The sequence below is a fragment of the Mesorhizobium sp. INR15 genome (assembly GCF_015500075.1).
GTDB lineage: Bacteria > Pseudomonadota > Alphaproteobacteria > Rhizobiales > Rhizobiaceae > Mesorhizobium.
Window position 1 is genome coordinate 1,096,585 of the sequence record NZ_CP045496.1, and the last position, 25,993, is coordinate 1,122,577.

Annotated in this window: 26 protein-coding genes and 2 pseudogenes; 13 read left to right on the forward strand and 15 right to left on the reverse strand. The window is 63.2% G+C overall.

The annotated features are described in order from the left end of the window. Nucleotides 1-19: 19 nt before the first annotated feature. Nucleotides 20-1,186 (forward strand): NAD(P)/FAD-dependent oxidoreductase, encoded by a 1,167-nt coding sequence (locus GA829_RS05185; RefSeq protein ID WP_195177486.1) that lies wholly within the window; start codon nt 20-22, stop codon nt 1,184-1,186. A gap of 7 nt (nt 1,187-1,193) precedes the next feature. Here the strand turns inward: GA829_RS05185 and yddG are convergent. The 3 genes and pseudogenes from yddG to GA829_RS05200 form a co-directional block, all read right to left on the reverse strand. Next, nucleotides 1,194-2,095 (reverse strand): annotated as a pseudogene (yddG, locus tag GA829_RS05190) (aromatic amino acid exporter YddG). Nucleotides 2,096-2,171: 76 nt separating this feature from the next. After that, nucleotides 2,172-2,804: a DUF72 domain-containing protein gene (locus GA829_RS05195; protein WP_308462328.1), complete on the reverse strand. Its 633-nt coding sequence runs from the start codon at nt 2,802-2,804 to the stop codon at nt 2,172-2,174. 187 nt (nt 2,805-2,991) lie between these two features. Next, on the reverse strand, nt 2,992-3,417 hold the full coding sequence (locus tag GA829_RS05200; RefSeq protein ID WP_195177488.1) for a GNAT family N-acetyltransferase: 426 nt from the start codon (nt 3,415-3,417) through the stop codon (nt 2,992-2,994). 166 nt (nt 3,418-3,583) lie between these two features. On the opposite strand from GA829_RS05200, the gene leuD reads away from it, so the two are divergent. The 5 genes and pseudogenes from leuD (at nt 3,584) to leuB (ending at nt 7,474) form a co-directional block, all read left to right on the forward strand. Continuing rightward, on the forward strand, nt 3,584-4,189 hold the full coding sequence (gene leuD, locus GA829_RS05205) for a 3-isopropylmalate dehydratase small subunit (RefSeq protein ID WP_195177489.1): 606 nt from the start codon (nt 3,584-3,586) through the stop codon (nt 4,187-4,189). Between the two features lie 98 nt (nt 4,190-4,287). Next, nucleotides 4,288-5,238, forward strand: a complete 951-nt coding sequence (locus GA829_RS05210) for a hypothetical protein (RefSeq protein ID WP_195177490.1) — start codon at nt 4,288-4,290, stop codon at nt 5,236-5,238. Between the two features lie 133 nt (nt 5,239-5,371). Beyond that, nucleotides 5,372-5,754 (forward strand): annotated as a pseudogene (locus GA829_RS05215) (RidA family protein). A gap of 67 nt (nt 5,755-5,821) precedes the next feature. Then, nucleotides 5,822-6,172 (forward strand): VOC family protein, encoded by a 351-nt coding sequence (locus tag GA829_RS05220; RefSeq protein ID WP_195179528.1) that lies wholly within the window; start codon nt 5,822-5,824, stop codon nt 6,170-6,172. 198 nt (nt 6,173-6,370) lie between these two features. After that, on the forward strand, nt 6,371-7,474 hold the full coding sequence (gene leuB / locus GA829_RS05225) for a 3-isopropylmalate dehydrogenase (protein WP_195177491.1): 1,104 nt from the start codon (nt 6,371-6,373) through the stop codon (nt 7,472-7,474). 18 nt (nt 7,475-7,492) lie between these two features. Here leuB and GA829_RS05230 read toward each other — a convergent pair whose 3' ends face one another. The 4 genes from GA829_RS05230 to GA829_RS05245 all read right to left on the reverse strand — a co-directional run bounded on the left by GA829_RS05230 (nt 7,493) and on the right by GA829_RS05245 (nt 9,965). Next, a complete protein-coding gene (locus tag GA829_RS05230; protein WP_195177492.1) occupies nt 7,493-7,942 on the reverse strand; it encodes a MarR family winged helix-turn-helix transcriptional regulator in 450 nt (149 codons plus the stop codon). Continuing rightward, nucleotides 7,935-8,363 carry an SRPBCC family protein gene (locus tag GA829_RS05235; RefSeq protein ID WP_195177493.1) on the reverse strand — a complete coding sequence of 143 codons (429 nt, stop codon included), beginning with the start codon at nt 8,361-8,363 and terminating at the stop codon, nt 7,935-7,937. Before GA829_RS05235 ends, GA829_RS05230 begins: the two co-directional genes overlap by 8 nt. 182 nt (nt 8,364-8,545) lie before the next feature. Then, on the reverse strand, nt 8,546-9,196 hold the full coding sequence (locus GA829_RS05240) for a DUF805 domain-containing protein (RefSeq protein WP_195177494.1): 651 nt from the start codon (nt 9,194-9,196) through the stop codon (nt 8,546-8,548). Between the two features lie 70 nt (nt 9,197-9,266). Then, on the reverse strand, nt 9,267-9,965 hold the full coding sequence (locus GA829_RS05245; RefSeq protein WP_195177495.1) for a DUF805 domain-containing protein: 699 nt from the start codon (nt 9,963-9,965) through the stop codon (nt 9,267-9,269). Nucleotides 9,966-10,202: 237 nt separating this feature from the next. On the opposite strand from GA829_RS05245, the gene GA829_RS05250 reads away from it, so the two are divergent. Further along, nucleotides 10,203-11,519: a glycosyltransferase gene (locus GA829_RS05250; RefSeq protein WP_258052154.1), complete on the forward strand. Its 1,317-nt coding sequence runs from the start codon at nt 10,203-10,205 to the stop codon at nt 11,517-11,519. Then, nucleotides 11,516-12,931, forward strand: coding sequence for a glycosyltransferase (locus tag GA829_RS05255; RefSeq protein ID WP_195177497.1), 1,416 nt, complete (start codon nt 11,516-11,518; stop codon nt 12,929-12,931). The genes GA829_RS05250 and GA829_RS05255 overlap by 4 nt, the downstream gene beginning before the upstream one ends. Before the next feature lie 34 nt (nt 12,932-12,965). On the opposite strand, the gene GA829_RS05260 is transcribed toward GA829_RS05255, so the two are convergent. Next, entirely contained in the window at nt 12,966-14,840 is a 1,875-nt protein-coding gene (locus GA829_RS05260; RefSeq protein WP_195177498.1) for a DEAD/DEAH box helicase, read from the reverse strand. A gap of 457 nt (nt 14,841-15,297) precedes the next feature. Here GA829_RS05260 and GA829_RS05265 point away from each other — a divergent pair, with 457 nt between their 5' ends. Further along, entirely contained in the window at nt 15,298-16,332 is a 1,035-nt protein-coding gene (locus tag GA829_RS05265; RefSeq protein ID WP_195177499.1) for an aspartate-semialdehyde dehydrogenase, read from the forward strand. Nucleotides 16,333-16,716: 384 nt separating this feature from the next. On the opposite strand, the gene GA829_RS05270 is transcribed toward GA829_RS05265, so the two are convergent. Further along, complete coding sequence (locus GA829_RS05270; RefSeq protein ID WP_195177500.1) at nt 16,717-17,124, reverse strand: ACT domain-containing protein; 408 nt, start codon at nt 17,122-17,124, stop codon at nt 16,717-16,719. A gap of 202 nt (nt 17,125-17,326) precedes the next feature. Between GA829_RS05270 and GA829_RS05275 the strand changes: the two genes are divergently transcribed. The 3 genes from GA829_RS05275 to GA829_RS05285 all read left to right on the forward strand — a co-directional run bounded on the left by GA829_RS05275 (nt 17,327) and on the right by GA829_RS05285 (nt 19,470). Then, a complete protein-coding gene (locus tag GA829_RS05275) occupies nt 17,327-18,232 on the forward strand; it encodes a bestrophin family protein (protein ID WP_195177501.1) in 906 nt (301 codons plus the stop codon). 279 nt (nt 18,233-18,511) lie between these two features. After that, nucleotides 18,512-18,922: a DoxX family protein gene (locus GA829_RS05280; RefSeq protein ID WP_195177502.1), complete on the forward strand. Its 411-nt coding sequence runs from the start codon at nt 18,512-18,514 to the stop codon at nt 18,920-18,922. A 20-nt stretch (nt 18,923-18,942) separates the two neighbouring features. After that, complete coding sequence (locus GA829_RS05285) at nt 18,943-19,470, forward strand: SRPBCC family protein (protein ID WP_195177503.1); 528 nt, start codon at nt 18,943-18,945, stop codon at nt 19,468-19,470. Nucleotides 19,471-19,550: 80 nt separating this feature from the next. Here GA829_RS05285 and rpsP read toward each other — a convergent pair whose 3' ends face one another. From rpsP to GA829_RS05310, 5 genes are all read right to left on the reverse strand, one after another. Further along, nucleotides 19,551-19,952: a 30S ribosomal protein S16 gene (gene rpsP, locus GA829_RS05290; protein ID WP_195177504.1), complete on the reverse strand. Its 402-nt coding sequence runs from the start codon at nt 19,950-19,952 to the stop codon at nt 19,551-19,553. Nucleotides 19,953-19,993: 41 nt separating this feature from the next. After that, nucleotides 19,994-20,323 carry a chorismate mutase gene (locus tag GA829_RS05295; RefSeq protein ID WP_195177505.1) on the reverse strand — a complete coding sequence of 110 codons (330 nt, stop codon included), beginning with the start codon at nt 20,321-20,323 and terminating at the stop codon, nt 19,994-19,996. Between the two features lie 24 nt (nt 20,324-20,347). Continuing rightward, complete coding sequence (gene ffh / locus GA829_RS05300; protein WP_195177506.1) at nt 20,348-21,964, reverse strand: signal recognition particle protein; 1,617 nt, start codon at nt 21,962-21,964, stop codon at nt 20,348-20,350. Between the two features lie 274 nt (nt 21,965-22,238). Continuing rightward, nucleotides 22,239-23,207: a CPBP family intramembrane glutamic endopeptidase gene (locus tag GA829_RS05305; RefSeq protein WP_195177507.1), complete on the reverse strand. Its 969-nt coding sequence runs from the start codon at nt 23,205-23,207 to the stop codon at nt 22,239-22,241. A gap of 107 nt (nt 23,208-23,314) precedes the next feature. After that, nucleotides 23,315-24,388, reverse strand: coding sequence for a zinc-binding metallopeptidase family protein (locus GA829_RS05310; protein ID WP_195177508.1), 1,074 nt, complete (start codon nt 24,386-24,388; stop codon nt 23,315-23,317). 196 nt (nt 24,389-24,584) lie between these two features. On the opposite strand from GA829_RS05310, the gene GA829_RS05315 reads away from it, so the two are divergent. Beyond that, nucleotides 24,585-25,382, forward strand: coding sequence for a lytic murein transglycosylase (locus tag GA829_RS05315; protein WP_195177509.1), 798 nt, complete (start codon nt 24,585-24,587; stop codon nt 25,380-25,382). A gap of 104 nt (nt 25,383-25,486) precedes the next feature. Here the strand turns inward: GA829_RS05315 and GA829_RS05320 are convergent, their stop codons facing one another. Next, complete coding sequence (locus GA829_RS05320; protein WP_258052155.1) at nt 25,487-25,978, reverse strand: hypothetical protein; 492 nt, start codon at nt 25,976-25,978, stop codon at nt 25,487-25,489. Between the last annotated feature and the right edge of the window lie 15 nt (nt 25,979-25,993).

The window sequence follows — 25,993 nt, forward strand, 5'->3', positions numbered from 1 at the left end:
GGCGGAAGCGGAGAAAAAAGTGCGCTACGACATTGTCATCATCGGCGGAGCTATCGTCGGGTCCTCGATCGCCTACTATCTGCGCGAGGAAGGATTTTCGGGTTCGATCGCGCTGATCGAGCGCGACCCGCAATTCGCCCATGCGGCGACAACCTTGTCCTGCGCCTCCATACGCCAGCAGTTCTCCATCCCCGAAAACATCAGGCTGTCGCAGTTCACGCTGAAACTGTTCCGCCGGCTGACCGAGGAATTCGGCGCGGATGCCGATATCGGCTTTCGGGAGGGCGGCTATCTCATCTTGGCCGGCGAGAACGGCTTGCCGATCCTGAAAGCGAACCACGACGCGCAGATGGCCGAAGGCGCCGACATCGTGCTGGAGGATGCGGACCAGCTGGTCCGCCGCTTCTCCTGGCTGTCGGCCGAGGGCATCACCGCCGGCGCCTATGGCCGCAGCGGCGAAGGCTGGTTCGACGCGCATGCGATGCTGATGCTGTTCCGCAAGGCGCTGCGGGCGAAGAAGGTCGATTTCATCACCGCTTCGGTTACCGGCATCACCCGTCAAGGCGACCGCGTCACCGGCGTCAGCCTCGACAATGGCGAGACGATCGAGGGCGGCATCTTCGTCAATGCCGCCGGGCCGAATGCCGGCAAGGTTGCCGGCATGGCCGGGCTGGCGCTGCCGGTCGAGCCGCGCAAGCGCAATGTCTTCGTCTTCGAGGCGCGCGAAAAATACGACGACATGCCGCTGCTGGTCGATCCCTCCGGCATCTATGTCAGGCCGGAAGGTTCGGTCTACATCACCGGCGGCGCCGAGCCCGAGGAAGGCGACGGGCCGGCTGACCCCAGCGATTTCGAGGTCAACTGGCCGCTGTTCGAAGAGGTGATCTGGCCGGTGCTGGCGACCCGCATCCCGGCCTTCGAGGCGATCAAGCCGACGCGTGCCTGGGCCGGCCACTACGACTACAACACGCTCGACCAGAACGCGGTGATCGGCCCGCATCCGCGGGTTGGCAATTTCCTGTTCGCCAACGGCTTTTCCGGCCACGGGTTGCAGCAGGCGCCGGCGGTCGGCAAGGCGCTGGCCGAACTGATCGTGCATGGCGGTTATCGCACGGTGAATTGCACGGCCTTTGGTTATAGCCGGGTTGCCGAGGGGCGGGCGTTCCGCGAGCTGAATGTGATCTAGCGCGTGATCAGGCGACCGGGTCGTCCGCGCCCTGTTCGACCAAGGCCTGTCGTGGGCCGAACAGCAGGTCCTTGGCGGCGATCACGGCTCCGACCGTGATCAGCACGCAGGCCAGCGCAACGGACCAGTGAAACACGCCGAAGCCCGCCAGCAGAAGCACGATCACCGAGAACAGCGGCGCGGCATAGGACAGGGCGCCGAGGATCATGATGTCGCCGTGCTTGCAGCCATGGTCCCAGGCGTAGAAGCCGGCGCCGAGCGGGATCGTGCCCAGGATCAGGATGGCTGCCCATTGCGTCCAGGTCTGCGGCCAGACCGTGGTTTCAAGCGCCATGTGCAGTGCGAAGGCAACTGCTGACGTGATGAAGCAATAGCCGGCGACAACATCCGTCGGCACCGCGCCAAAGCGGCGGGACAGGACTGAATAGCCGGACCAGATGAAGGCGCAGAACAAGGCAATGACATGGCCTTTCATCAAGCCATTGGCCAGCCCGACGCTGCCGCCTTTGGTGATGACGACGATGGCACCCGCGAGGCCGAGGAACACACCCACGAGATGGTGCGCCTTCAGCCGCTCGCCTGGCAGGAAGGCGGCAAAGACGACGATCAGCAGCGGCCAGAGATAAGCGATCAGGCTGACCTCGACCGGTGGGGCCGCCTGGATCGCGAAGAAATAGGCGCAGTGATAGATGCGGTTCCGATTGCCCAGACCGGCCAGGGCTGGCGCAGGGACCGGATGGCGGCGGGGCGGAAGATCCAGCTGGCGGCGCCGACCGATCCTCCAAGCAGGAACGCCATCGCCGCCAGCTGAAATGGCGGGATCGGGCCCGCGGCGGTCGACAGCAGCGCCAGGAACGACCAGGTCAGGATGGCTGAAAAACCGACCAGCGTCGGGATCGTCTTCTTCACTTCAGTTGTTCTCGCGCTAGGGTATGCCAGTCTTTGCACAGAGGCGGGATGATCCGCTGACGCATACGGCCATGCGCTATCGAGAATACGACGCGAGCTGAGCGCCATCGACGGCCAATGCGTTGCCAAGTGCATGGCCTTCGGCCGTGTTGTCGAAAATGCACCAGACCTCTTGGCTTGAGGCAGCAGCCGTGTCCAGTTGTTGACGGATCCGGATCAAGCTTTCAGCTTCGTAATTCGAGTAGTAGACGCGCGGCGCGCCATGCAGGCGAAAATATGCAAGGCCGGGCCGGCCTGCCGGCGTTGCCGCTTCAGGAACCGGAGCCGGGTCGGCTGCGATACGCGCAACACCTGCATTGAGCAAAAGCGCGTCCGCTTCGGGCTCAAACCAGCTGGAATGGCGCGGCTCACTCGCCAACCGCACGTCGGTTCGCTTGCGCAGCATGTCAAAGAACCTCCCCGCGATGTTCGCATCGAAGCGCAGACTCGGCGGCAACTGCACCACCAGCACGCCGAGCTTGGCGCCGAGACCTCCGACCTCGAGGAGAAATGCCTCGACAAGATCCTCGCAGCCAACGAGACGGCGTTCATGTGTCATGGCCTTGGGCGTTTTTACCGAGAAGCGGAAGTTGTCCGGCACGACGCTTTTCCAGCGCTCATATGTCTCGCGGCGATGCGATCTTGAAAAGGATGTGTCGATTTCGACCACGGGAAGGCGTCCGGCGTAGCGTTCGAGGTGCGATCCGGATTGCGGAAAATCATCTTGGTAGCGGGCCGAAATCCCCCAGCCGGCAGTGCCCGTGAAATATCTCTCCATGAAGAGGATGTGGAGACGTTGAGGTGCGGGTCAAGCCTGCGCGTTCAGCATCCTTAGGCCGGCCTGGCACGGTTGGATGTCACCCCTTGCGGCCAAACCAGAAGGCGTCGGCCATGCGTTTCATGCCGATCCGTTCGTAAAAGCCGGCTGCGTCCGGCATGGAAATCAGGCTGATGGCAACCGACGGGCCAAGCTGCCGGCGCGCCTCGTCCATCAGGCCCTTGCCGATACCGAGGCCTTGCGCCGAACCGGAAACCGCGAGTTCGGAGATATAGCAGACCCAGGAAAAGTCGGTGATGCAGCGAGCTACGCCGAGCAGCTGCCGGCCCGGCAGGTCAAGCCGCGCGGTCAGCACCAGATTGGCGCCGTCGAGCATGGCCTTGAGCCTTTTGTCGTCGTCGACCGGGCGTGTCTCGCCAAGGCCGGATTCGACCAGCACATGGCGGAATTCGGCGATGTCGAGCGCCGGTTCGCTGGCGTAGAGGATTTTGGAATCTTTTGTCATGCTGCCAAGGTGCACCACGCGCCGATGGTTTTGAAGCCCGCCATCTCAGCCGTTGTGTTGGTCGGATCAGCGGCAATGGCAAACAGCCGCCTTTTATTTGCCCGCTGCTTTGTGTAAACCGGGCGCCAGCAATCCCCCGCAACGGTAGAGAAGACGGGCAAAAGCCATGGAAAAATTCACAAAGCTCACCGGCGTCGCCGCTCCGATGCCGATCGTCAATGTCGACACCGACATGATCATTCCCAAGGACTATCTCAAGACGATCAAGCGCACCGGGCTCGGCACCGGCCTGTTCGCCGAGATGCGCTACAACGAGGACGGTTCGGAAAATCCTGACTTCGTGCTCAACAAGCCGGCCTACCGCAAGGCGCAGATCCTGGTCGCCGGCGACAATTTCGGCTGCGGCTCGTCGCGTGAGCATGCACCGTGGGCGCTGCTCGATTTCGGCATCCGCTGCATCATCTCGACCTCGTTCGCCGACATTTTCTACAACAACTGCTTCAAGAACGGCGTGCTGCCGATCACCGTCAGCCCGGAAGACCTGGAGAAGCTGATGGATGACGCCTCGCGCGGCTCCAACGCCACGGTTTCGGTCGACCTCGAGGCCAAGGAAATCCGGGGCCCGGATGGCGGCGTGGTCACTTTCGACCTCGACGACTTCAAGCGGCACTGCCTGCTCAATGGTCTCGACGACATCGGCCTGACCATGGAGAAGGCCGGCGCCATCGCCTCGTTCGAGAAGAAGAACGCCGAACAGCGCCCTTGGGCCTGAACGGATTGGGCCGCGCCGAAAGGCCGGCCTCGTTGTTTTCTGCCGCCGCATGATCTCGAGCCACCCGCTCGGGCGTTCATGCGGTCAACGGAGGATTGGTGATGCGCTCGCTTCTTGCCGGGGTCTGTGGGCTGGCTTTTGTCCTGGTGCCTATGACGGGCACTCAAGCGCAGACGCAAACACCTGCGGCGCAGCAAACCTCGCCTACAACAGAGGCGCCGCCCACGGCAGAGGCGCCGGCCACGAATCAAGGCACGGATGCCGCCGCTGCTTCCGACGACGACAAGCAGGCGCCGATCCCGTTCGAAGGCGGCCAGCTGACCATCACCCAGAAGGAAGATGGCGGCGAAAAGGTGCTTGCCTATGACGGCAACGAACTGGCCAGCAACTACGAGGTCTTTTTCGACAAGATCGCCGATGTCGGCGGCGTCAAGGTGGCGCTGTTCAACGCCGGCGATGGCGGCAATCAATGCGGCCCGGCCACGGTGATCGTCTGGAAGCCGGAAGGCGGCACGATTCAGAGCACCACCGTCGACCAGGATGACTGCGGCTCACCGCCGACCGCGATCTCGGACAGCGCGATCTATTTCGTGCCCTATCTTCTGCCGGGCGATTCGAAGCCGGCGCTGCAATGGTCGCCAAGGGACGGGCTGACGACTTCGGGCAATCTCACCTACATGCCGGAACCCGGCACGGACTGGAAGGATGTCGATCCGTCGAAATACGACAACATCATCGACGCTTTCCATAATGAAGCGGTCTACAAGCTGGCGCAGACGCTGCTCGGCAAGGATATGCCCGACATGGCGACCAGCCTGCTGGTCGGCGGCGGCACCGAAAAGACGGCGTCCGGCGTCTTCTATGCCACCGGCTGCGTGCCGCATGATTGCGGCGGCAATGACGGCTTCATGGCGGTCGATACCGCCAACCACAAGCTGTATTTCTCGCGGCGCGGCGACAATGGCCAGCCGGATGCATGGCCAGCAGTGGCAACCTGGCCGGCGGATGTGAAAGAGGCGCTGGACAAGGCGCTGGGTTCGGCGAACTAGGTTTTCCCCGCAGCGCCCCCGCACCTTCATCCGTTTTGGCCTGGTAGCGGCCGCAACAACAGACTGATCCCCTCTGGCCCATGGCCGCGCGGAGCTCGTCCCTGCTAGATGACCGCAAACAGCGAGGACATCCATGCGAAAGCTCATCTCCACCGGCTCACCGTTCGAAAAGACCGCCGGCTATTCGCGCGCCGTGGTGCAGGGCGACTGGTGTTTGTCTCCGGGACGACCGGCTACGACTATGCGACGATGACGATGCCGGAGACGGTGGAGGCGCAGACGCGCAATTGCCTGGCGACGATCGGCAAGGCCTTGCAGGATGGCGGCTTCGACATGGCCGACGTGGCGCGCGCGCATTACTACATCACCGACCAGGCCTTTGCCGACATCGTCTTCCCGATTCTCGGCGCAACGTTCGGCGAGATCAGGCCGGCGGCGACAATGATCGTCTGCCAGCTCAACAAGCCGGAAATGAAGATCGAGATCGAAGTGACCGCACTGCGGCGCACGGCCTGATGCCTGCCGCCCAAAGGGCGAAGCGGCTTTGGGGCGGCGACATGCATGGAGCAAGGAAGAGCGGATGGTGAAAGTCAGGCGCATCATTGCCAATATCGGCACGCAGGATATCGCGGCGGCCAAGCGCTTCTATCAGGACGTGCTGGGGCTCGATCTGCTGATGGATCATGGCTGGATCGCTACCTATGGCTCGGCGCAGAGCATGGATGTGCAGATCAGCTTCGCCAACCAGGGCGGCTCAGGCACGCCGGTGCCGGATCTGTCGATCGAGGTCGACGACGTTGAGGCGGCGCTCGAAGGCATGAAGGCCGCGGGCTTCGCCATCGAATATGGCCCCGCCGACGAGCCCTGGGGCGTGCGGCGCTTCTATGTGCGTGATCCCTATGGCCGCCTGGTCAACATTCTCTCGCATCTGTGACGGCTTCTTCGCCCAGAGCGGTCCAACGTTTGATAGAAGCTGGCCCGCTCTTAAGCCCCTGGTTTCGCGCAATTCCGGACGGAAAACCGCTGCGCACTTTTCCTGGAATTGCTGTAGGCGCTGAACCGCGGACTTGCGCGCTCGCCGCTGTCCGTTTAGCAAGGCCGCGTTCAAGAAACAGTTTTGGGACGGTTCTCCATGGCTTCGAAACACCTTCTCCTGCTCGCCGGCGACGGCATCGGTCCCGAGGCCATGGCCGAGGTGAAGAAGCTGATCGGAGCGATGAACGACAAGCTCGGCAGCGGCTTCGTCACCGACGAAGGGCTTGTCGGCGGCTGCGCCTATGACGCGCATGGCGCGGCGATTTCCGATGCCGACATGGAAAAGGCGATGGCGGCGGATGCGGTGCTGTTCGGCGCCGTCGGTGGTCCGAAATGGGATGCGGTGCCTTACGAGGTGCGCCCCGAGGCCGGCCTGCTTCGCCTGCGCAAGGACATGGAGCTGTTCGCCAACCTTCGCCCCGCCATCTGCTATCCGGCGCTCGCGGCGTCCTCCTCGCTCAAGCAGGAAGTGGTCGAGGGTCTCGACATCCTGATCGTGCGCGAACTCACCGGCGGCGTCTATTTCGGCGAGCCGAAGCAGATCATCGATCTCGGCAACGGCCAGAAGCGCGGCATCGACACGCAGGTCTATGACACGTTCGAGATCGAACGCATCTCGGGCGTCGCCTTCGAACTGGCGCGCACCCGCAAGAACCACGTCACCTCGATGGAAAAGCGCAACGTCATGAAGTCGGGCGTGCTGTGGAACGAGGTCGTCACCCAGACCCACAAGGCCCGCTATTCCGACGTCAAGCTCGATCACATGCTGGCCGACGCCGGCGGCATGCAGCTGGTGCGCTGGCCAAAGCAGTTCGATGTCATCGTCACCGACAACCTGTTCGGCGACATGCTGTCCGACATCGCCGCCATGCTGACCGGCTCGATCGGCATGCTGCCGTCGGCGTCGCTCGGCGCGCCCGATGTGAAGACCAAGAAGCGCAAGGCGCTCTACGAGCCGGTGCATGGCTCGGCGCCCGACATCGCCGGCAAGGGGATCGCAAATCCGATCGCCATGATCGCGTCCTTCGCCATGTGCCTGCGCTATTCCTTCGGCATGGTCGCGGAAGCCGACCGCGTCGAAGCCGCGATCGCCGCCGTGCTGGATGAAGGCCTGCGCACCCGGGACATCCTGTCCGAGGGCATGACCGAGGTCGGCACCGTCGAGATGGGCGACGCGATCATCGCCAAGTTCCTGGGATAAGGCGAGGCTGTAACCGCCTCAGCGAATCTCACCGGCCAGCCGCTGCAGCAGGCCGACGAACTGGGCCTCATCCACCGGCTCGAAAAAACTCGCGTCAGCGGCTTCGACGGCAACGATGGCGCGCTGTGCGGCCGCTGTCCCGGCCGGGGTGATGCGGATCACCTTGGCGCGCGAATCCCTGGGGTCGGTCTCCCTGGCGATCAACCCCTTGGCTTCGAGCCGGGCGACGACATCCGACGTCATCTTCACCTCGGTGCCGGCTTGGGCGGCGAGCTGTACCTGGTTGGGCGGCTCGCCATCGCGGCCGAGCCACATCGCCGAGGCCAGCAGCACGAACTGGACATGGGTCAGGTCCAGCGGCGCGAGTGCCGCCGTCATGACGCGCTGCCAGCGCATGGTGGTTCGCCAGAGCAGCAAGCCGGGGCTCTCCGATGGTCCGCCCTTGAAGCGCGTGTCGAGTTCAGCCACGGCTGGCGAGCTCCTGCGCCTGTTCGAACAGCTTTGCCATCGACGTGTCGAAATCGCCGCTGATCTGGGGGCCGAGCTCAAGCCCGACTTCGGCGGCCGAAGGGCCGGATATTTCAAGCCGGTGCGTTACCCGCGTGCCACCTGCAACTGGCGCCAGCGTGTGCCGGAACAAAAGCTGGGTGTCACCGAACGAGGTTTCGTCGGCATAGGTTACGTTTTCGACGAGATCGACGATGGTCGATTCAAACGTGTCCTGCCCGACCGGGGTCACCGAGACGCGGGTGCCCTTGGCGAACGGCCCGTGCAGCACAAACGTGTCCGACCCCTCATAGCTGAGGCGGCCTTCATGCAGCGCCTTGAGCGCGGCCCAAACCGCCTGCACGGGAAGGGAGGTAACGGCGGTGTATTCATTGCTCCACATTTTCGGCTCCATCGGTGCTTCTGTTCGATCGACCATTCGATCTGTGCACAGACTATCTGTGCGCGGATTAAGTGGCAAGCGGAATCTTCAACCCTGACAGCCGGTGGCCGACCGGCGCGTCTTGGTCCCTGTTTTCAATCAGTTTAGAGCAAGAAACATTCTCGTTTTCTCCGAGCTGGCCTCTAGAACCTGACCCCTGCCGGCACCGGCCCCCACTGGTTTTCACCGACCTGAGACTGCACCAGTCCCAAAACCAGCAAGGCCACTGCGCCGAAGGCCGGGGTGAAGCAGAGCAGGACAAACCAGCCGCTCAGACCGACGTCGTGCAAACGCCGCACTGTCAGCGCAATCCATGGCAGGCCGAATACAAATATGAAGATAGCGGCGGGCAGAAATCCTATCGACGTCCTATCCGCATTGATGCCGAAGCCGCTGATGGCCAGATTGACAAGTATCCCAAAGCCCAAAAGCACCACCAGCACAAGATTAAGGCACAGCCAAAAGGCCCAGAATTCCTTACGGCGGGCGCGTCCGTTGAAATTGAAATAGTTCACGCTCACCGTGCGCCCGAAATAGGCCCACAGTCCTGTGGAACTCTGTCCGGCAAGCCGGCCTGACCGTGGTGGTTGACCAGTGCCCGGCGGCGGTGTGGTCGAGGCGGCGGCGATATTGTGCGCCGTGCCGTCGTCTGGCTGGAAATCGACGAGCGTGCCCCTCACGAGGGCCACATCCTGGCTCAGGTCATTGAGGGCGAAGATATAGCGTTTGCCGTCGGTTCCGTTGATATAACCGTAATCCTGATCCTTGTCGTAGTGATACACCGCGCCGCGCATGCCTTGCCCCCTTGCATTGCGTCGGTGATTCTACTCAGAGTTGCCGTTGATTGCAATATGCACGGCCTGGTTAGGTCCTGACGCCGCCCGGTATCGGCCCCCACTGGTTTTCGCGGTCCTGGGTAGGGATCAGCGCGAAGACCAGGATGATCAGGCTGCCAATGGTCGGGAGGATAAGCAGCAGGGCAAGCCAGCCGCTCAGGCCGATATCGTGTATCCGACGGACGATCATGCCAAGGCTGGGCAAGAATGTCGCCAGCATGAACAGGCCGAAAACGCCGATCGTCACCGCCGGCCCTTCGCTGCCGTTCAAAAAGCCCAGGGCATTGTCGATGAAGAGGCCGATGATGGAGATCACGATCAGCGCCACGGTCCAGAACAGGCAATAGCCCCAATATTCCTTGCGGCGGGCACGGCCGGCGAAATTGAAGTAGTTCTGGGTCAGGCTACGCCAGAAGTAACCCCACAGGTCGGTGGGTTCAGCAGGGTTGGTTTCGGCTGAGCGGCCGAAATTCCCTGTCTGCGCGGCTGCCGCCGGGGCCGCCGCACCTGCCGGCGGGCGGGCGACAGCTGGAGCGGCTGTCTGGGCGGCAATCGAGAAAATGTCACGCGCCTGACCGCTGCCCGCCAGGAATTCGACAGCCGCCCCCTTGGCGACCGATGCGCCCCGGCGCAAATCCTCGCGGCCGAACGTGTACCGGTTGCCATCGGCGCCGGTGATGAAGCCGAAGCCCTGAGTCTCATCATAGTGAAGCACTTCACCGCGCATCCGCCGCCCCTCTCGTCACCTCAGCTGTTCGGGCCAAGGTGTCGCACGAGGCTGAAGCGGAGGGCAAGGCCACACCAAATGAAGTGGCTACCGCCCTTGCCGCAAATGAAGCATAAGACACGAATTGCATTCTTCCTTCGCCAAAAGCAGGCAATGACAGTCCAGAGTTCTGATAGCGGTGTGACGCAAGATGAAGGGCCGTCAGGCCGGAGAATACTGGCTATTGATGCGACGGGTGTGTTGGCATGGCCCGACAAAGCTCTCTCCGGCATTCCCCGCGTCGAGGATTTTCTGATCAAGGCGGCGCTGGCCGACCCCGATCGCCATGTCCGGGTCGTGGCATTCAAATCCTGGGATGGCGGCTTCCGCTCGCTGGAGCCTTTCGAAGAAAGGCGGCTGGCGGATGGTCAGATCGCGCCCTTGCGCGTCACGGAATGGCCGGGGCGCAAGGCGGCACTGAAATCCGCCTTCCAGATGGTGAGGCTGTATCCCTGGGCGAAGCGCGCGGCGGACAGCCATCTTGCCCAAACGGTGACCAACGGAAGCGGCGGGTTCGATTGGGCGGCGGTCAAACTGTTGATCCGCCTCTATCGCCTATACAGGCGGGCCGCAGGCCGAACCGGCCGGCGTCAGGCTGCTGCGCGGCCGCCACAACGCATCGACAACGATATCACGCTGATCTGCCACAATGTCCTTGCCTACGGGGATGGGCCCGCCGTCTCGGATGACGCCAGCGGGATTGCCTTCATTTGCCACGACCTCATCCCGTCAGTGCGTCCCGATCTGGTCGCGGGCACCAAGGCCGAGAAGGAGTTCGGCACCAAGCTTGCACAGCTTATGCGAGCAGGGGCGACGGCATTTTGCGCTTCGGATGCGGCCAGTGTCATGCTGACCGATCATATGCGCCAAGCTGGCATTGCCCCACCTGTGGTGCACCGCTTTCCCATGCCATCCGTCTTGCATGAGACCGCTTCCCGGCTGGGCATGACCTCGCGCATCGAGACCAGCGAGCCGTTCGCGCTCTACTGCTCGACCATTGAAGTGCGCAAGAACCACATCCTGCTGGCACGCATCTGGCAGCAGGCGCGCGAGGAAGGCGTCACGCTGCCGAAGCTTGTCTGCGCCGGGCGCTGGGGCTGGATGATCGACCCGTTGCGCGCCTATCTCAAGGCGCATCCTGACCTGGCCGAGACGGTCACGTTCACCGGCCCGATCAGCGACGAAGAGCTTATCCGATACTATCGCAGCGCGTCGTTTGGCGTGTTTCCCTCGCATATCGAGGGCTGGGGCTACGCTGCCTCGGAATGTCTCGATTTCGGCATCCCGGTCATCGTCTCGACAACGCCGGCGCTGATCGAGGCGAGCGGCGGCCTGATGCCGGCGATCGATTCCGAAGATCAGGCGGGCTGGTATGCAGCGATCCGCAGGATGGCGGACGACAAGGCCTGGCACTCCTCGCTGGTGGACCGCATCGCCCGGCACCACAGGCCGACGCCGGCGGCGGCAAGCTGGGCCGCCATCAAGACCGGCCTGCAGGCAATCGGAAAGCAATGACCGAGGAGATCTTGAACAGCGCCGCTGGCAAGCCGGATACAGCGGCCACCCGCGCGCCGATGATTTCCATCGATGCGACAGGCCTGCTATCCTGGGGCGGCGATCAGGCCGTGGCCGGCATCCAGCGGGTTGAGAGTTTTATCATAAAGGCGGCGCTGGCGGAGACCGATCCGCGCGTCGGCGTCGTGGCGGTCAACCTTTCGAACCACCGGTTTAGACCACTTTTCCCCTACGAGCAGGCCCAATTGGCGGCCAACGACATTGCGCCCAGCCGCATCGAGCGCGGGACGGCCATGATGGCGGCTTTGCCGCGGGCGCTGCAGCTGGTGCGGCAATACCCGATAGCGAAACGCGAGGCGGATCGCCAACTCGCGAGGATGGTGACGAATGGCCGGACAGGGTTTGGTTTCAAGTCGGCTGCGCTGCTGCTTCGCGCCTATCGCCTCTACCGGCGGGCGTGGGTCCGGCTTGGCGCATCCAGACAAATGCCCACACCGGAACCGACCGAGCTGGAGCAGTCGACCGTCCTGATCTCTCACCAGATGCTTGCTGGAGATAACAGATCGTCTGTCTCGGGTGAGATCAACAGGATCGCCTTCCTTTGCCACGATCTTATTCCGGTCGTGCGTCCCGATCTTGTCGACCAGGGCAAACTGGAGAAGGCTTTCGGAGCCAATGTCGAGTCTCTCGTAAGATCCGGCGCAACCGCATTCTGTGCCTCGGAGACAGCCAGCGGGATGCTGATCGATCATATGCGCCTTGCTGGCATCAACCCGCCAGTCGTGCACCGCTTTCCCATGCCATCCATCCTGCATGAGACTGCTGTCCGCCTGGGCATGACCTCGCGCATCGAGACCAGCGAGCCGTTCGTGCTCTATTGCTCGACCATCAACGTGCGCAAGAACCACATCCTGCTGGCGCGTATCTGGCAGCAGGCGCTCGACGAAGGCGTAACGCTGCCGAAGCTTGTCTGCGCCGGTCGCTGGGGCGGGATGATGGACCCGTTGCGCGCCTATCTCGATGCACATCCGGAGCTGGCCAAATCGCTCACGTTCACCGGTCCAATCAATGATGAGGAACTGATCCGATATTATCGCAGCGCGTCGTTTGGCGTGTTTCCCTCACATATCGAAGGCTGGGGCTACGCGGCCTCGGAGTGCCTCGATTTCGGCATCCCGGTCATCGTCTCGACAACGCCGGCGCTGATTGAGGCCAGCCGTGGCCTGATGCCGACGATCGATTCCGAAGACCAGGCGGGCTGGTATGCCGCGATCCGCAAGATGGCCGACGACACGGCTTGGCGTTCCTCGCTTGTCGACCGCATCGCCCAGCACCACAGGCCGACGCCGGCGGCGGCAAGCTGGGCCGCGATCAAGGCCGGCCTGCAGGCAAGCGCATCCCGTCAGCGCTGAATTTCGGCCGCACCGGCCGGAAGGCAGCGACGCCCTACGAAGGGCGCTTCTTCGCCTTCTTATGCTGCGGTGGGCCGGCGTTCTCGAATTTTGGCTTGCCGGGCTTCTTCGCCCACGGCGTTGCGTCATGGGCGGCCGCCGGGCGCTGGTCGGCGGATGCCGGCGGGCGCTTCTCGAATTTGCGCTTGGGCGCGTTGGGATCGAACGGCGCCTTGCCGCGATGCGGTTTCTTGTCAGGCGATGGCGGCTGATAGCCGGCCCGCGACAGGTCGGGCGTGCCTTCCAGCCGCTTGACCCGGATGTTGTCCTGCAGCTTGCGGTCGGGGCCGATCGCGGCCAAGAACCGGTCGGCCCAGTCGGCAGCGATCTGCACGAAGGTTTCTTCCTGCTGCATCTTGATGGCGCCGATCTCGCGCTTGGTGATGCCGCCGGTGCGGCACAGCATCGGGATCAGCCAGCGCGGCTCGGCATTCTGCCGGCGTCCGACCGATACCGAGAACCAGACGCTTGCGCCGAAATCCTCGCGGCGGCTTGGCGCCTCATCGCGATGCGCGAACTTTTCGCCCGCCGGTCTTTCACGCGACGGCGTGAAGGGCGCGACTTCCATGAGATCCTCGGGTGCCGAGCGGCTGGAACGGCACAGCCGCACGAAGGCTGCCGCCACCTGCTCGGGGCCGTGCTGTTCGAGAAGTGCGGCGACAAAGCCGCGCTCGTCGTCCTTCAGCGGCTCCGTGAACGTCGAGTCGGCAAGAATGCGCTCGTCGTCGCGGCGGATAACGTCATCGGCCGAAGGCGGGCTTGCCCATGTCGCTTTCAGGCCGGCATTCTGCAGCAGCCGCTCGGTGCGCTTGCGGGCACTGTTGGGAACGATCAGCGCGCTGACGCCCTTGCGTCCGGCGCGTCCGGTCCGGCCGCTGCGGTGCAGCAGCGTTTCCGGGTTGGTCGGCAGATCGGCATGGATCACAAGCTCGAGGTTGGGCAGGTCGATGCCGCGCGCCGCCACGTCGGTGGCGATGCAAACCTTGGCGCGGCCGTCGCGCATTGCCTGCAAGGCATGGCTGCGCTCGTTCTGGCTGAGCTCGCCCGAGAGCGCGACGACGGAGAAGTTGCGGTTGTTGAAGCGCGCGGTCAGGTGGTTGACGGCGGCGCGGGTGTTGCAGAACACCAGCGCGTTCTTGGCCTCATAGAAACGCAGCACGTTGATGATGGCGTTCTCCCGGTCGGCCTGGGCAACGCTCAGCGCCCGGTATTCGATGTCGAGATGCTGCTTCTCCTCGCCGGACGCCGAGATGCGCACGGCGTTTCGCTGGTAGCCCTGGGCAAGCGTTGCGATCGAACGCGGCACAGTGGCCGAGAACATCAGCGTGCGGCGCTCGGCCGGCGCCGCGTCGAGGATGAATTCCAGGTCTTCGCGAAAACCGAGATCGAGCATCTCGTCGGCCTCGTCGAGCACGACAGCCTTGAGCGCCGACATGTCCAGCGAATGCCGGGTGATGTGGTCGCGCAGGCGGCCGGGCGTGCCGACGACGATATGGGCGCCGCGCTCCAGCACGCGCCGCTCGCTGCGCATGTCCATGCCGCCGACGCAAGACGCCACGGTGGCGCCGGTCAGCTCATAGAGCCATTCCAGTTCGCGTGTCACCTGCAGCGCCAGTTCGCGCGTCGGAGCCACGGCCAGCGCCAGCGGTGCCGCCGCATGAGAGAAGCGCTCGGCGCCTTCCAGAAGGGTTGGCGCCAGCGCCAAACCAAAAGCCACCGTCTTGCCGGAGCCGGTCTGCGCCGAGACCAGCGCATCGGCCTGTCCGAGTTCAGGGGCCAGAACGGCCTTCTGCACCGGGGTCAGCTCGGAATAACCACGTTTTTCCAGCGCCTTTGCCAGCGCCGGGACAATGCCATCAATCTTGATCATATCCGTCTTTCGGAATTCGGGGTCTGCGTTCACTCGTAGGATACGCATTCCGGGGCCGGCGCCGTGCCAGCCAAACAATCTTGCCCGTTCGTACTTCGCGCCGCCGCCATTGTACAGGGTGCGCGACAAAGCACATGCCGCGCGATGATTGACTCTTGGCGCAAACCGCGTAAAAGCCGGCACCGAACAGGACAGTTTCGATGCGCGGCCCTCTCATGGCGCTCTCTTCGTTGAACGTCCCTGGCCACAATGCACATCATTGGGCCGGGCGCGTCGGCGCGTCTGCTCGCTTCACCAAAACCCCGTTCTTGGCCAAGAAAACCGGCAAAACGACCACTAAAATGGTCTGATCTCCCTTGGCCTGCTCGCCCTCTCCCCGGGTCCGGCCCGGGGGCGAAGCCCGCACCGGCCGGCGGGTTTCTCCAAAACGAGCGGAGAGGGAAGAGGAGATTTTTCGATGGGTTTCAAGATTGCAGTCGTCGGCGCCACGGGCAATGTGGGCCGGGAAATGCTCAACATCCTGGAAGAGCGCGGCTTCCCGGTGGACGAAGTGGTGGCGCTCGCCTCGCGGCGCAGCCTGGGCACGGAAGTGTCGTTCGGCGACCGCACGCTGAAGGTCAGGCCGCTCGACCAGCATGATTTTTCCGATACCGACATCTGCATCATGTCGGCAGGCGGCAATGTCTCCAAGGAATGGTCGCCTAAGATCGGCAAGCAGGGCTGCGTCGTCATCGATAATTCGTCGGCCTTCCGCTACGACCAGGATGTGCCGCTGATCGTGCCGGAAGTGAACCCCGACGCGATTTCGTTGTTCACCCGCAAGAACATCATCGCCAATCCTAACTGCTCGACGGCACAGCTGGTCGTGGCGCTGAAGCCTCTGCATGATTTCGCCACCATCAAGCGCGTCGTTGTCGCCACCTACCAGTCGGTGTCGGGCGCCGGCAAGGAAGGCATGGACGAGCTGTTCACGCAGACGCGTGCCGTGTTCGTCGCCGATGGCGTCGAGGTCAAGAAGTTCACCAAGCGCATCGCCTTCAACGTCATTCCGCATATCGACGTCTTCCTCGACGACGGCTCCACCAAGGAAGAGTGGAAGATGGTCGCCGAGACCAAGAAGATGCTCGATCCGAAGATCAAGCTGACCGCGACCTGCGTGCGCGTGCCGGTGTTCATCGGTCACTCGGAAGCGGTGAACATCGAGTTCGAAAAGCCGATCACCGCCGACGAAGCGCGTGACATCCTGCGCGACGCCCCCGGCTGCCAGGTCTTGGACAAGCGCGAGGACGGCGGCTACATCACGCCGTTGGAGTCCGCCGGCGAGGACGCCACCTTCATCTCGCGCATCCGCGAGGACTCGACCATCGACAACGGCCTGTCGATGTGGATCGTCTCCGACAACCTGCGCAAGGGTGCGGCATTGAACGCGGTGCAGATCGCCGAACTGCTGGTCGAGCGGGGGCTGATCCAGCCAAAGAAGAAGGCGGCCTGACGGCTGTTTGGTTTTCGCTCACGGGCCATATCGCCGCTGCCGCGGCGGGCCCTCCGCGGGGGCGCCGGACAACCGGCGGCCCGCGGTCGCGGGCTCGGCCATTGGCCGCCAGCCCCTTCTCCCCGTCACTATACGGGGAGAAGGTCCCGGTAGGGGGATGAGGGGCAGCACAGGTTTAAAGTGCTTTTCGTCATAGACATTGCGGCAGCCGGTTGCTCACGGACGCGACCGCCGCTTTACCGATGACAAAGTTGTATTGTTTCCAGGCCAACAGCGGCGCACGGCGCCTCTATGAGCGCCATGGATTTCGCGCCGAAGCCTTCGGCGACGGCTCGCGAAACGAGGAAGGCCTTCCGGATATTCTCTACGTTCGAAGGCGCTGAGTCAGCCCGCGCTGTCGACGGCCAGTTGCCGCAGCGCGTCCAGCGCTTCCTCGGCCCGGTCGGAGGGAATGAACAGATGATCATGATAGAAGGCCGAGACCGGATTAACGCCCATGCCAGCGGCGGCAAGCCGCGCGGTGATGGCGGCGAGGAAGCCGACCGCTTCGAGCGAGGAATGGACGTTCAACGTCACCATCCGGCAGCGAAACGAAGCCGTCAGGCCAGCTGACATGGCTTCGTCCTCAAGCATGATCAGCGTCGTGCCCTCGCGTTCGCGAAACAGCATCACCGGATCGACGCCCTGGGGAACAGGCACGCCAGGCGCCAGCGTGGCGAAGACGTGGACACCGGCTTGCAGTTCCGGCGTCATTGTCGCCAGCAGTTTTTTCAGATCGGTCTCGCCGGCCATTTTTCTTCTCGCGTGCTGATGCAGGGGCGGACCGCAGCCCGCATTCTCCTCAATAGCCGTGCCCGGCATGCGCCGATAGCCTTTGCCGGCTCGGCGCTGCGCGGACGACACGGCGATGTCGCTGGCGGCCGAGCTTGTGTATCTGTTGCCGAGCAGAATAGAGGTACCCAAGGATCGAGACAGGTCCGCGAAAGGCTCTTCGATGATCGTGCGCCCGCGCCCCACATTCCTGCAGCTGTTCTTTGTCATGCGCGGATCGGTGGTGCCCCGCATCCTTCCGCAGATCCTGGGCTTTGCGCTGTATTCCGCCATCATTCTGGTTGTCGCGCGCTGGTTCCATCTCGACCTCGGCGTCTTCAACATCACGCCTTTCGGCCTGGTGGCCGTGACGCTGTCGATCTACCTCTCGTTCCGCAACAACGCCGCCTATGACCGCTGGTGGGAAGCGCGCAAGCTTTGGGGTGCACTGGTCTTCGAGATACGCAACCTGGCGCGCGCCACCACCAGTCTCATCACCGACCAGACCGAGCAGCGCGCCTTTCTGATGGAAGCGCTTGCCTTCTGCCACTTCCTGCGCGGGCAATTGCGCAAGATCGACAGCGTGAAAGATGCCCGCGCCTTCATTGACGCGGAAGCGGATGCGGCTGGAACCGCCTCCAACCCCGCCGACGACATGGTCAGGCGCATGGGCCGGCGCGCCAACGCACAACGCCGATCGGGCGAACTCGATTCGATCGGCTTTCGCATCCTGGATGAAAGGCTGGCATCGATCACCGCCATCCAGGCCGGATGCGAGCGGATCGCCGGCACGCCCCTGCCCTTCGCCTATACGCTTCTGGTGCATCGCACCGCTTACATCGTGTGCCTGCTTTTGCCGATCGGGCTGATCTCGACCACCGGCTGGGCGACGCCGCTGTTCACGGCGCTGATCGCCTACACGTTCTTCGGTCTCGACGCGCTCTCGGAAGAGCTTGAGGATCCGTTCGGCACCGAGGCCAACGACCTTGCGCTCGACGGCCTGTGCCGCGTCTGCGAGATCTCGGTGTTCGAGGCGCTGGGCGAGACGCCGCCGAAAATGATCCCGGCCGAGAAGTTCTATTTTTCCTAGCGCGCTGAACCTCCAATCCCTCCGTGATCACTCAGACTAGGCCTGACCTGCCTGCCGCGGCTTCGTACAAAACCAAAAGGTTAAATAACCATTTGGTTTGTCGAACCATGAAGCCAAACGCCTCGGCATCATGCTTGCGGAACGGAGAGATCGGCGGCAGCCGAAGCTGAAGGCGGCATAAAGAATCCCTCGGTGTGTAGGATCATCGCATCCCCGCACGTCCTTGGGTCGACCTTCCTGAGAGGGCAAATGCTCGAAATGAATACCGGAGGACGACCAATGACCACTTCTCAAACCACGCCTGTTTCGCAAGGCGCTCTATGGACTGGCCGCGTGATGAGCGGCGTCATCGTGCTGTTCATGATCTTTGACGGCGTCATCAAATTGCCGCCGCTCGACATCGTCACGCAGACGATGGTGCAGATCGGCTGGCCGGCCGATCCAAATGTGGCGCGCATGCTCGGTGTCATCGGGCTGATCTCGACGGCGCTCTACGCCTTGCCACGCACCTCGGTGCTCGGCGCCATATTGCTCACCGCCTATATGGGCGGCGCCATCGCCACCAAAGTGCGGCTGGACAGTCCGTTGTTCTCGCACACATTGTTCGGTGTCTATCTCGCCGTCATCCTGTGGGGCGGCCTGTTCCTGCGCGACCCCAAGGTCCGTGCGCTGATCCCCTTCACCCGCTAGAAGCGAACAAGGAAAAGAAAATGTTCACCACCATCCTTGTCATTCTGGTCGTTCTGATCGCCGCCGTGCTCGTCTATGCCGCGACACGGCCGGACAGTTTCGTCGTCACCCGCTCGGCCAACATCAAGGCCACGCCGGAAGCGATCTTCCCGATGATCAACGATTTCAGGCATTGGAGCGCATGGTCGCCTTATGAAAAGCTCGACCCCGAGATGAGGCGTACGCTGTCCGGCGCCGAGACCGGCAAGGGTGCCGCCTATGCCTGGGACGGCAACAGCAAGGCCGGAACCGGGCGCATGGAAATCACCGACGCCACCGCGCCGTCGCGCGTGTCGCTGAAGCTCGACTTTGAAAAGCCGTTCAGGGCCAACAACACGGTCGATTTCACCTTGACCCCGGCGGGCGGCGACACCGCCGTCACCTGGGCCATGCGCGGCAGCCGGCCTTTTATCGCCAAGCTGATGGGCCTGGTCATGAATTTCGACAGGCTGATCGGCAAGGATTTCGAAGCTGGCCTCGCCAACCTGAAGAGCGCCACCGAGAAATAGAACTCATCTGGCCATGGCTGATGGAAACAAAAACGGCGGGCACAGGGCCCGCCGTTTTTCGTTGATTGGATAGGCAAGAATTATTCGGCTGAAGCGGCTTCCGCCTCGGCCGGTGCGGCTGACGCCGCAGCGGCAGCAGCGGCGGCATCGTCCTGCGCCTTCTTCAGCAGGGCAGCGCGTTCCTGCGCCTTCTTGCCCGGCTCGGCCTTCTTCGGGTTGGAGCGGGCGTCGCGCTTGGCAAGGCCGGCCTCGTCGAGGAAGCGCAGCACGCGGTCGGTCGGCTGGGCGCCATGCGACAGCCAATGCTTGACGCGGTCGGCATCAACCTTGACGCGTTCGCCGTCCTTGGGCAGCAGCGGGTTCCACGAGCCGAGCGACTCGATGAAACGGCCGTCGCGCGGCGAACGGGCGTCGGCAACGACGACGTGGTAGTAAGGACGCTTCTTCGAGCCCGCGCGGGCCAGTCTGATCTTCAGTGTCATTTCTTTTCTCCTAAAAGCTCTGTTTTCGTTTGTTTCGGGGTTCAGTTGGTTTTCGTCACTGCGCCGTTAGACGCGGCAATCTGTTCGTGATGGCGGATCACTTCGCGGACGACGAAGTTGAGAAATTTTTCCGCGAAATCCGGGTCGAGATGCGCATCCTTCGCCAACTGGCGAAGGCGGGCGATCTGCTGCTGCTCGCGCGTCGGGTCGGCCGGCGGCAGGCCATGCGTCGCCTTCAGCACACCCACCGCCTTGGTGCAGCGGAAGCGCTCGGCCAGCATGTGGATGAGTGCGGCATCGATATTGTCGATCGAGGCGCGATAGTCGGCCAGGATGGTGCGTGCGTCGGCCATGTCCTTTTCTTCGTTCATCGCGTCCTCACTTTTTCTTGCCCATCACTTCTTCTTGCCGAGGCCGGGCAGACCACCGCCCATGCCGGGAAGTCCGGGAAGCTTCATGCCGCCGGGCAGGCCTGGCATGCCGCTTGGCAGCCCGGGAAGGCCGCCACCGCCAGGCAAGCCCTTCATGCCGCCGAGGCCGGCGGCCTGCGCCTGCTTCTGCAACGCCTCAAGCTGCTTGGGATCCATCTTCGATAGGTCCGGCATGCCGCCGCCCATCGCGCCCATCCCGCCCATGCCGGGCATCATGCCGCCGAGGCCCATCTTGGAGGCGAGCCCGCCCATCATGCCGCGCATCAGGCCACCGCCTTTGCCCTTGCCGCCCATCGCCTTCATCATGTCGGCCATGCCGCGATGCATCTTCAAGAGCTTGTTGATTTCAGCCGCGTCGGTGCCGGAGCCGGCGGCGATGCGCTTCTTGCGCGAGTGCTTGAGCACGTCGGGGTTGGCACGCTCGGCCTTGGTCATCGACGAGATGATGGCGAGCTGGCGGCCGAACATCTTGTCGTCGAGCCCTGCCGCGGCCATCTGGTCCTTCATTTTGCCCATGCCCGGCATCATGCCCATGATGCCGCCCATGCCGCCCATCTTCGACATCTGCTGAAGCTGGCCGGCGAGGTCGTTCAGGTCGAACTTGCCCGACTGCATCTTCTTGGCCATCGCCGCCGCCTGCTCGGCGTCGATGTTTTCGGCGGCCTTTTCGACAAGGCTGACGATGTCGCCCATGCCGAGGATGCGGTCGGCGATGCGCTTGGGGTGGAATTCCTCCAGCGCGTCCATCTTTTCGCCGGTGCCGATCAGCTTGATCGGCTTGCCGGTGACGGCGCGCATGGAAAGCGCCGCACCGCCGCGGCCGTCGCCGTCCATGCGGGTCAGGACCAGGCCGGTGATGCCGACGCGCTCGTCAAAGCTTTTCGCCAGGTTGACGGCGTCCTGGCCGGTCAGCGAATCCGCGACAAGCAGGATTTCGTGCGGCGACGACACCTTCTTGATGTCGGCCATCTCGACCATCAGCGGCTCGTCGATATGGGTACGGCCGGCGGTGTCGAGGATGACGATGTCATGGCCGCCGAGCTTGGCGGCCTGCACGGCGCGCCTGGCGATATCGACCGGCGACTGGCCGTCGATGATCGGCAGCGTCGCGACCTTGACCTGCTCGCCGAGCTGGCGGAGCTGCTCCTGCGCGGCGGGACGCCGCGTGTCGAGCGAGGCCATCAGAACCTTCTTGTTCTGACGGTCGGACAGGCGTCTGGCGATCTTGGCCGATGTCGTCGTCTTGCCGGAGCCCTGCAGGCCGACCATCATGATGACGACGGGTGCCGGCGCATTGAGGTCGATGGAGACGCCTTCGGCGCCGAGCATGTCGACCAGCTCGTCATGGACGATCTTGACGACCATCTGGCCGGGCTTGATCGACTTGACGACGGCGGCGCCGACGGCCTTCTCGCGCACCTTGTCGGTGAAGGAGCGAACGACTTCGAGCGCGACGTCGGCCTCGAGCAGCGCCCGGCGCACCTCGCGCAGCGCCGCCGAGACATCAGCCTCTGACAGCGCGCCGCGGCCGGTAAGGCCGTTCAGGATGGAGCCAAGACGCTCCTGAAGCGATTCAAACATTCTTTGTCCTTTTCCCTGACACCGGATGGTGCCGGAGAAGTAATGCGTTCGCGCCGATCGTCCAAGCAAAAGCCAAAACCAAAAAGCACCCGGGGGCGCTCAGCGCTGCCGGGTGTTGGCCTCCAGGATCGATTTACAGCACTTCACCTCTAAGAGGTTTGGCGTCCTGGTCGGCTTGCTCGGAGTGATACTCGTCGCGGAATTGCGGGCTGTAGACAGGAAATCGGCCAAAGAGTCAAGGCGAGGCCTGTGCTGGGCCTGGCATCGAGCCGTTTTAGCTCGCCTGGCCCACCTCATAAAGATCGGGCGTGACCTTCAGCGGCGAACGCGGGTGTAGAAGCAGCACGATGGTCAGCAGGCTGCAGACAATGCCGATACAGGCGATGATGACCGCATCCCCGGTCGTCCAGCCCGGGCCTTCCAGCGGCTTGGCGCTGAACAAGGCGAAGGAATTGTAGCTTTCCTGGTGCGAGATCAGCAGGAAGCCGGTCAGGTTGTTGCCAAGGTGGGCCCCGAAGGCCGCCCCGAGATTGCCGGTGGCATAGACGATGAGGGTCAACAGCAGGGCGAAAGCCGCGATCGAGGCCAGCACGCAGGCGTTGATGGCGGCGGCCGAGCTGGTGCTCCAGTGCAGCGAGGTGAACAGCAGGCCCGGCAGCAACGCCCAGATGAGCGGGCTCTTGAAGCGTTTAGCCAGGCCGCGCAGCAGGTAGCCGCGAAACAGCACTTCTTCCGAAGATATCTGCAGCAGCGTCAGCGCGACAATCGGGATGAAGAACAAAAACCAGGCTGGCAGGCTGACAGGCCCACGAGCGATCTCGGGCTGCAGGAGGTAGAGCAGGATTTCCGACAGCAGCGACGTGATCAGCACCGCGATCAGGCCCTTGAGGAAGCCGGACCACGAGACACGATGGCTGTTGCCAATCAGCGCCGCCAGCGGCTCGCCATGGACCCAGCGCATGGCAATCCAGAGGCCGATCCAGATGCCGCCGAAGGAGGCGAGCACGGTGAGGACGCCGACAGGCGAGGCGAGGAAGCCCTGCATCACCCCGCCCGTCGGGGGAGGCGCACCAATCGATGCCTGCCAGGTGAAGAAGGCATAGGTGCCGCCATAAAGCACCGCCATTGTGGTCGCGGTCCAGAAAACGATGACGATCAGCGTGCCCAGCAACAGGCGTGGCAAGGTCGTCTTGCGGTTTGGCGATTGCCGGTAGCGTTCGAAGGCGGCGGGGTCGATCGTCACGCTATGGCCCTTGCTGGTTTCGTCGGTCGCATGATCTAGCGCATCGCCCCAGGAATCGGAATCGATTTTCAGGAGGCGACGCGGAAGGTCAAAGCGTCAGGGGGCAATCATCCCGGCTGCCGCGACATCCGCCCGGTCAGAAGATCATGCACGAAGGCAAGCTTGCCTGCGGTGACGTCCGAAATGACGAAAGGATAGAGGTCGGGCAGGCCCATGCAACGGTTGATCGAATTGGAGGCTTCCGACAGCACCAGCCAGCGGGCCAGGATCTTTTCGAAGGGCTCGGGTATGGCGGAAGGCTCCGATGGCGCCGCCTGCAGCCCGCCGCCGGTGTCACTTCGAGGCAATTCATTGGCTTCCACCGTCTCCAGCCTACCGAGCGGGAAGTTGAGCGCATGGACCATCTCCAGCGTGTCGGTGATGTGGAGATGATGCGCCCAGGTCTCGGCCCAGTCCTCCCAGGGGTGCGAGGTGGCGTAGGCCGAGATATGGCTTTGCTGCCAGTCGGGCGCGGCGCCATTGGTGTAGTAGGCCTGCAGTGCCTGTTCGTAATCGGCGCGATCGTCTCCGAACAGCGCGCGAAAAGCCTCCAGCCGTTGCGGGTCGTCGCGGATCAGGCGGTCCCAGTAGTAGTGGCCAAGTTCGTGGCGGAAGTGGCCGAGCAGCGTGCGGTAGTTCTCGCCCATCTCGACGCGCCGCTTTTCCCTTTCGGCTGAATCAGCCTCGGCGACATTCAATGTGATCAAGCCGTTGTCGTGACCGGTCAGAATGCGCTCGCCGCCGGGGCCGCCGCCGATCGGATCGGCGAGGAAGTCGAAGGCGAGGCCAATCTCGTCCGATGGGTTGTGCTTGGGCGCGACCGGCAGTCCGAAGGCGAGCAGCGAATAGATCGCGCGCTTCTTCGCCGCCTCGACGCGGATCCAGCGGCGGCGGTTGCCGTCGACCGACAAATCCGGGATCAACTGGTTGAGCACGCAGGCGCGGCAGAAGGGCTGTCCGGGTTCGGCTTTCCAGTTGCAGGCGCATTCATCGGCATTGGTGCAAGGCAAGATGCCGTCGACACCAGACAGGGCGAAGCGCGCATGCTCGGGATCGTAGAGCACATGACTGGAGCAGTTCAGGCACTGGGCGTTTTCGAAGTAGAGACGATGGCTGCAATGCGGGCAGTCGAAGAGTTTCATCCGTGCCTCAGTTCACCGGAGCATGGCGGCGGTTCATCCGCTCGATAGTCCTGAAGGACAAACCTGCCACAATATGCACTTGATCGTAGGCAAATTCCCGGGCATTCGCCAGCGCAGCGCCGGGGGACAGTGACAAGCGGGCTTTTCGCTGGCAAATTCGCAACCGGGACGTGAATCAGGTAACCAGGAGAACAACATGGCATTTCTTGCCAAGGGAAAAATGTTTGCAGCCGCGGTGGTGGCGGTGCTTGCGATGGCCACGGGTGCGCAGGCGGCGGCCAGTTGCGGCAAGAACGGCGCCGGCTTTGAGGCCTGGAAGCCGGAGTTTGCCGCCGAGGCCAAGGGCGAGGGCGTGGGCGCCAAGGGTCTGGCCGCTCTGGCTGGCGCGAGCTACGCGACAAAGACGATCTCGGTCGACAGGGGCATTCACAAGGCTTTCAGCGGCTCGGTTGAAGATTTCATGAAACGCCGTGGCGGGGCCTCGATCATCTCCAAGGGCCGTTCGCTGAAGAAGTCGAACGCGGCGCTGTTCGACAAGATCGAAGCGAACTATGGCGTGACGCCAGGCGTGTTGCTCGCGATCTGGGGCATGGAAACCGGTTTCGGTTCCGCCATGGGCAACCAGAACACGGTCTCCGCCATTTTGACGCTTGCCTATGATTGCCGCCGCCCGGAGTTCTTTTACCCGCACGCCATTGCAGCCCTGAAGCTGGTTGATCGCGGAGCTTTGACAGCCTCGTCGGTCGGCGCCGCGCATGGCGAGATCGGCCACACGCAATTCCTGCCCGGAAATGTCTTGAAGTACGGCGTCGGCAACGGAAATCTGCGCGACAAGAACACCGCGCTGGCTTCCACCGCCAACTTCCTCAAGGGCCACGGCTGGCGGGCGGGCGCCAGCAATGAGGCGAATATGGGCGCGATTGCCGGCTGGAATTCCGCCAGCGTCTATCAACAGGCCATCGCCCGCATCGCCACGGCGATCGACGCTCCCTGATTGAAACCTCCATTCGACTGAAAAGCCCGGCCATGCGCCGGGCTTTTTTGTTCACGGGACAGAACCCGGCCCCTTGCACCGAGGCTGCGCCGGGCACATCAGGCTCAATACTGCGCGTAGCCGCTCAACGGGCATTTCCGGGAAGCGGGAATCTGGAAGGTGCCTTCCATACCGCGGCAGGCGCGGAACTTGGAGGTCCGCGACGTCGGCGCGCGCGTGGCCGGCTTTGACCTGCCCTTGGTGTCCATTTCGGTCGGTTGGTCCGCGTAGCCGCTCAGCGGGCACTTCTGGGAAACGGGAACCTGGAAGGTGCCGGTAACACTGTTGCAGGGACGGAACCTGGACGTCCTGGTTGTTGGGGCTTGCGTGGTCGCAGCCGCCTTTGACTTGCCCTTGATGACCATCCAGATTTCGGTCGGCTGGTCGAGCTGCAGCCTGTTTATATCGGAATAGCTGATGCGGCCGCTGCGTATCCCATCGGCAATGCGCTGGCAAAACAGGGCGGGCATGCTCTCCTGAGAGACGCCCATGAACAAAGCCATGTCATGCTTGAACGTAAGGTCTCCGGTGCGGGCGGAGGCGATGCATTCGTTCATATCCAGCTTCGGGTC

Coding starts and splice junctions, on each gene's coding strand:
- GA829_RS05280 (WP_195177502.1), top strand. CDS start 18,512: ATGACCACTTCTCAAACCACGCCTGTTTCGCAAGGCGCTCTATGGACT.
- GA829_RS05295 (WP_195177505.1), bottom strand. CDS start 20,323: ATGAACGAAGAAAAGGACATGGCCGACGCACGCACCATCCTGGCCGAC.
- GA829_RS05255 (WP_195177497.1), top strand. CDS start 11,516: ATGACCGAGGAGATCTTGAACAGCGCCGCTGGCAAGCCGGATACAGCG.
- leuB (WP_195177491.1), top strand. CDS start 6,371: ATGGCTTCGAAACACCTTCTCCTGCTCGCCGGCGACGGCATCGGTCCC.
- leuD (WP_195177489.1), top strand. CDS start 3,584: ATGGAAAAATTCACAAAGCTCACCGGCGTCGCCGCTCCGATGCCGATC.
- GA829_RS05245 (WP_195177495.1), bottom strand. CDS start 9,965: ATGCGCGGTGAAGTGCTTCACTATGATGAGACTCAGGGCTTCGGCTTC.
- GA829_RS05200 (WP_195177488.1), bottom strand. CDS start 3,417: ATGACAAAAGATTCCAAAATCCTCTACGCCAGCGAACCGGCGCTCGAC.
- GA829_RS05265 (WP_195177499.1), top strand. CDS start 15,298: ATGGGTTTCAAGATTGCAGTCGTCGGCGCCACGGGCAATGTGGGCCGG.
- GA829_RS05270 (WP_195177500.1), bottom strand. CDS start 17,124: ATGGCCGGCGAGACCGATCTGAAAAAACTGCTGGCGACAATGACGCCG.
- GA829_RS05275 (WP_195177501.1), top strand. CDS start 17,327: ATGATCGTGCGCCCGCGCCCCACATTCCTGCAGCTGTTCTTTGTCATG.
- GA829_RS05320 (WP_258052155.1), bottom strand. CDS start 25,978: ATGAACGAATGCATCGCCTCCGCCCGCACCGGAGACCTTACGTTCAAG.
- GA829_RS05310 (WP_195177508.1), bottom strand. CDS start 24,388: ATGAAACTCTTCGACTGCCCGCATTGCAGCCATCGTCTCTACTTCGAA.
- GA829_RS05240 (WP_195177494.1), bottom strand. CDS start 9,196: ATGCGCGGCGCGGTGTATCACTACGACAAGGATCAGGATTACGGTTAT.
- GA829_RS05285 (WP_195177503.1), top strand. CDS start 18,943: ATGTTCACCACCATCCTTGTCATTCTGGTCGTTCTGATCGCCGCCGTG.
- GA829_RS05260 (WP_195177498.1), bottom strand. CDS start 14,840: ATGATCAAGATTGATGGCATTGTCCCGGCGCTGGCAAAGGCGCTGGAA.
- GA829_RS05235 (WP_195177493.1), bottom strand. CDS start 8,363: ATGTGGAGCAATGAATACACCGCCGTTACCTCCCTTCCCGTGCAGGCG.
- GA829_RS05315 (WP_195177509.1), top strand. CDS start 24,585: ATGGCATTTCTTGCCAAGGGAAAAATGTTTGCAGCCGCGGTGGTGGCG.
- rpsP (WP_195177504.1), bottom strand. CDS start 19,952: ATGACACTGAAGATCAGACTGGCCCGCGCGGGCTCGAAGAAGCGTCCT.
- ffh (WP_195177506.1), bottom strand. CDS start 21,964: ATGTTTGAATCGCTTCAGGAGCGTCTTGGCTCCATCCTGAACGGCCTT.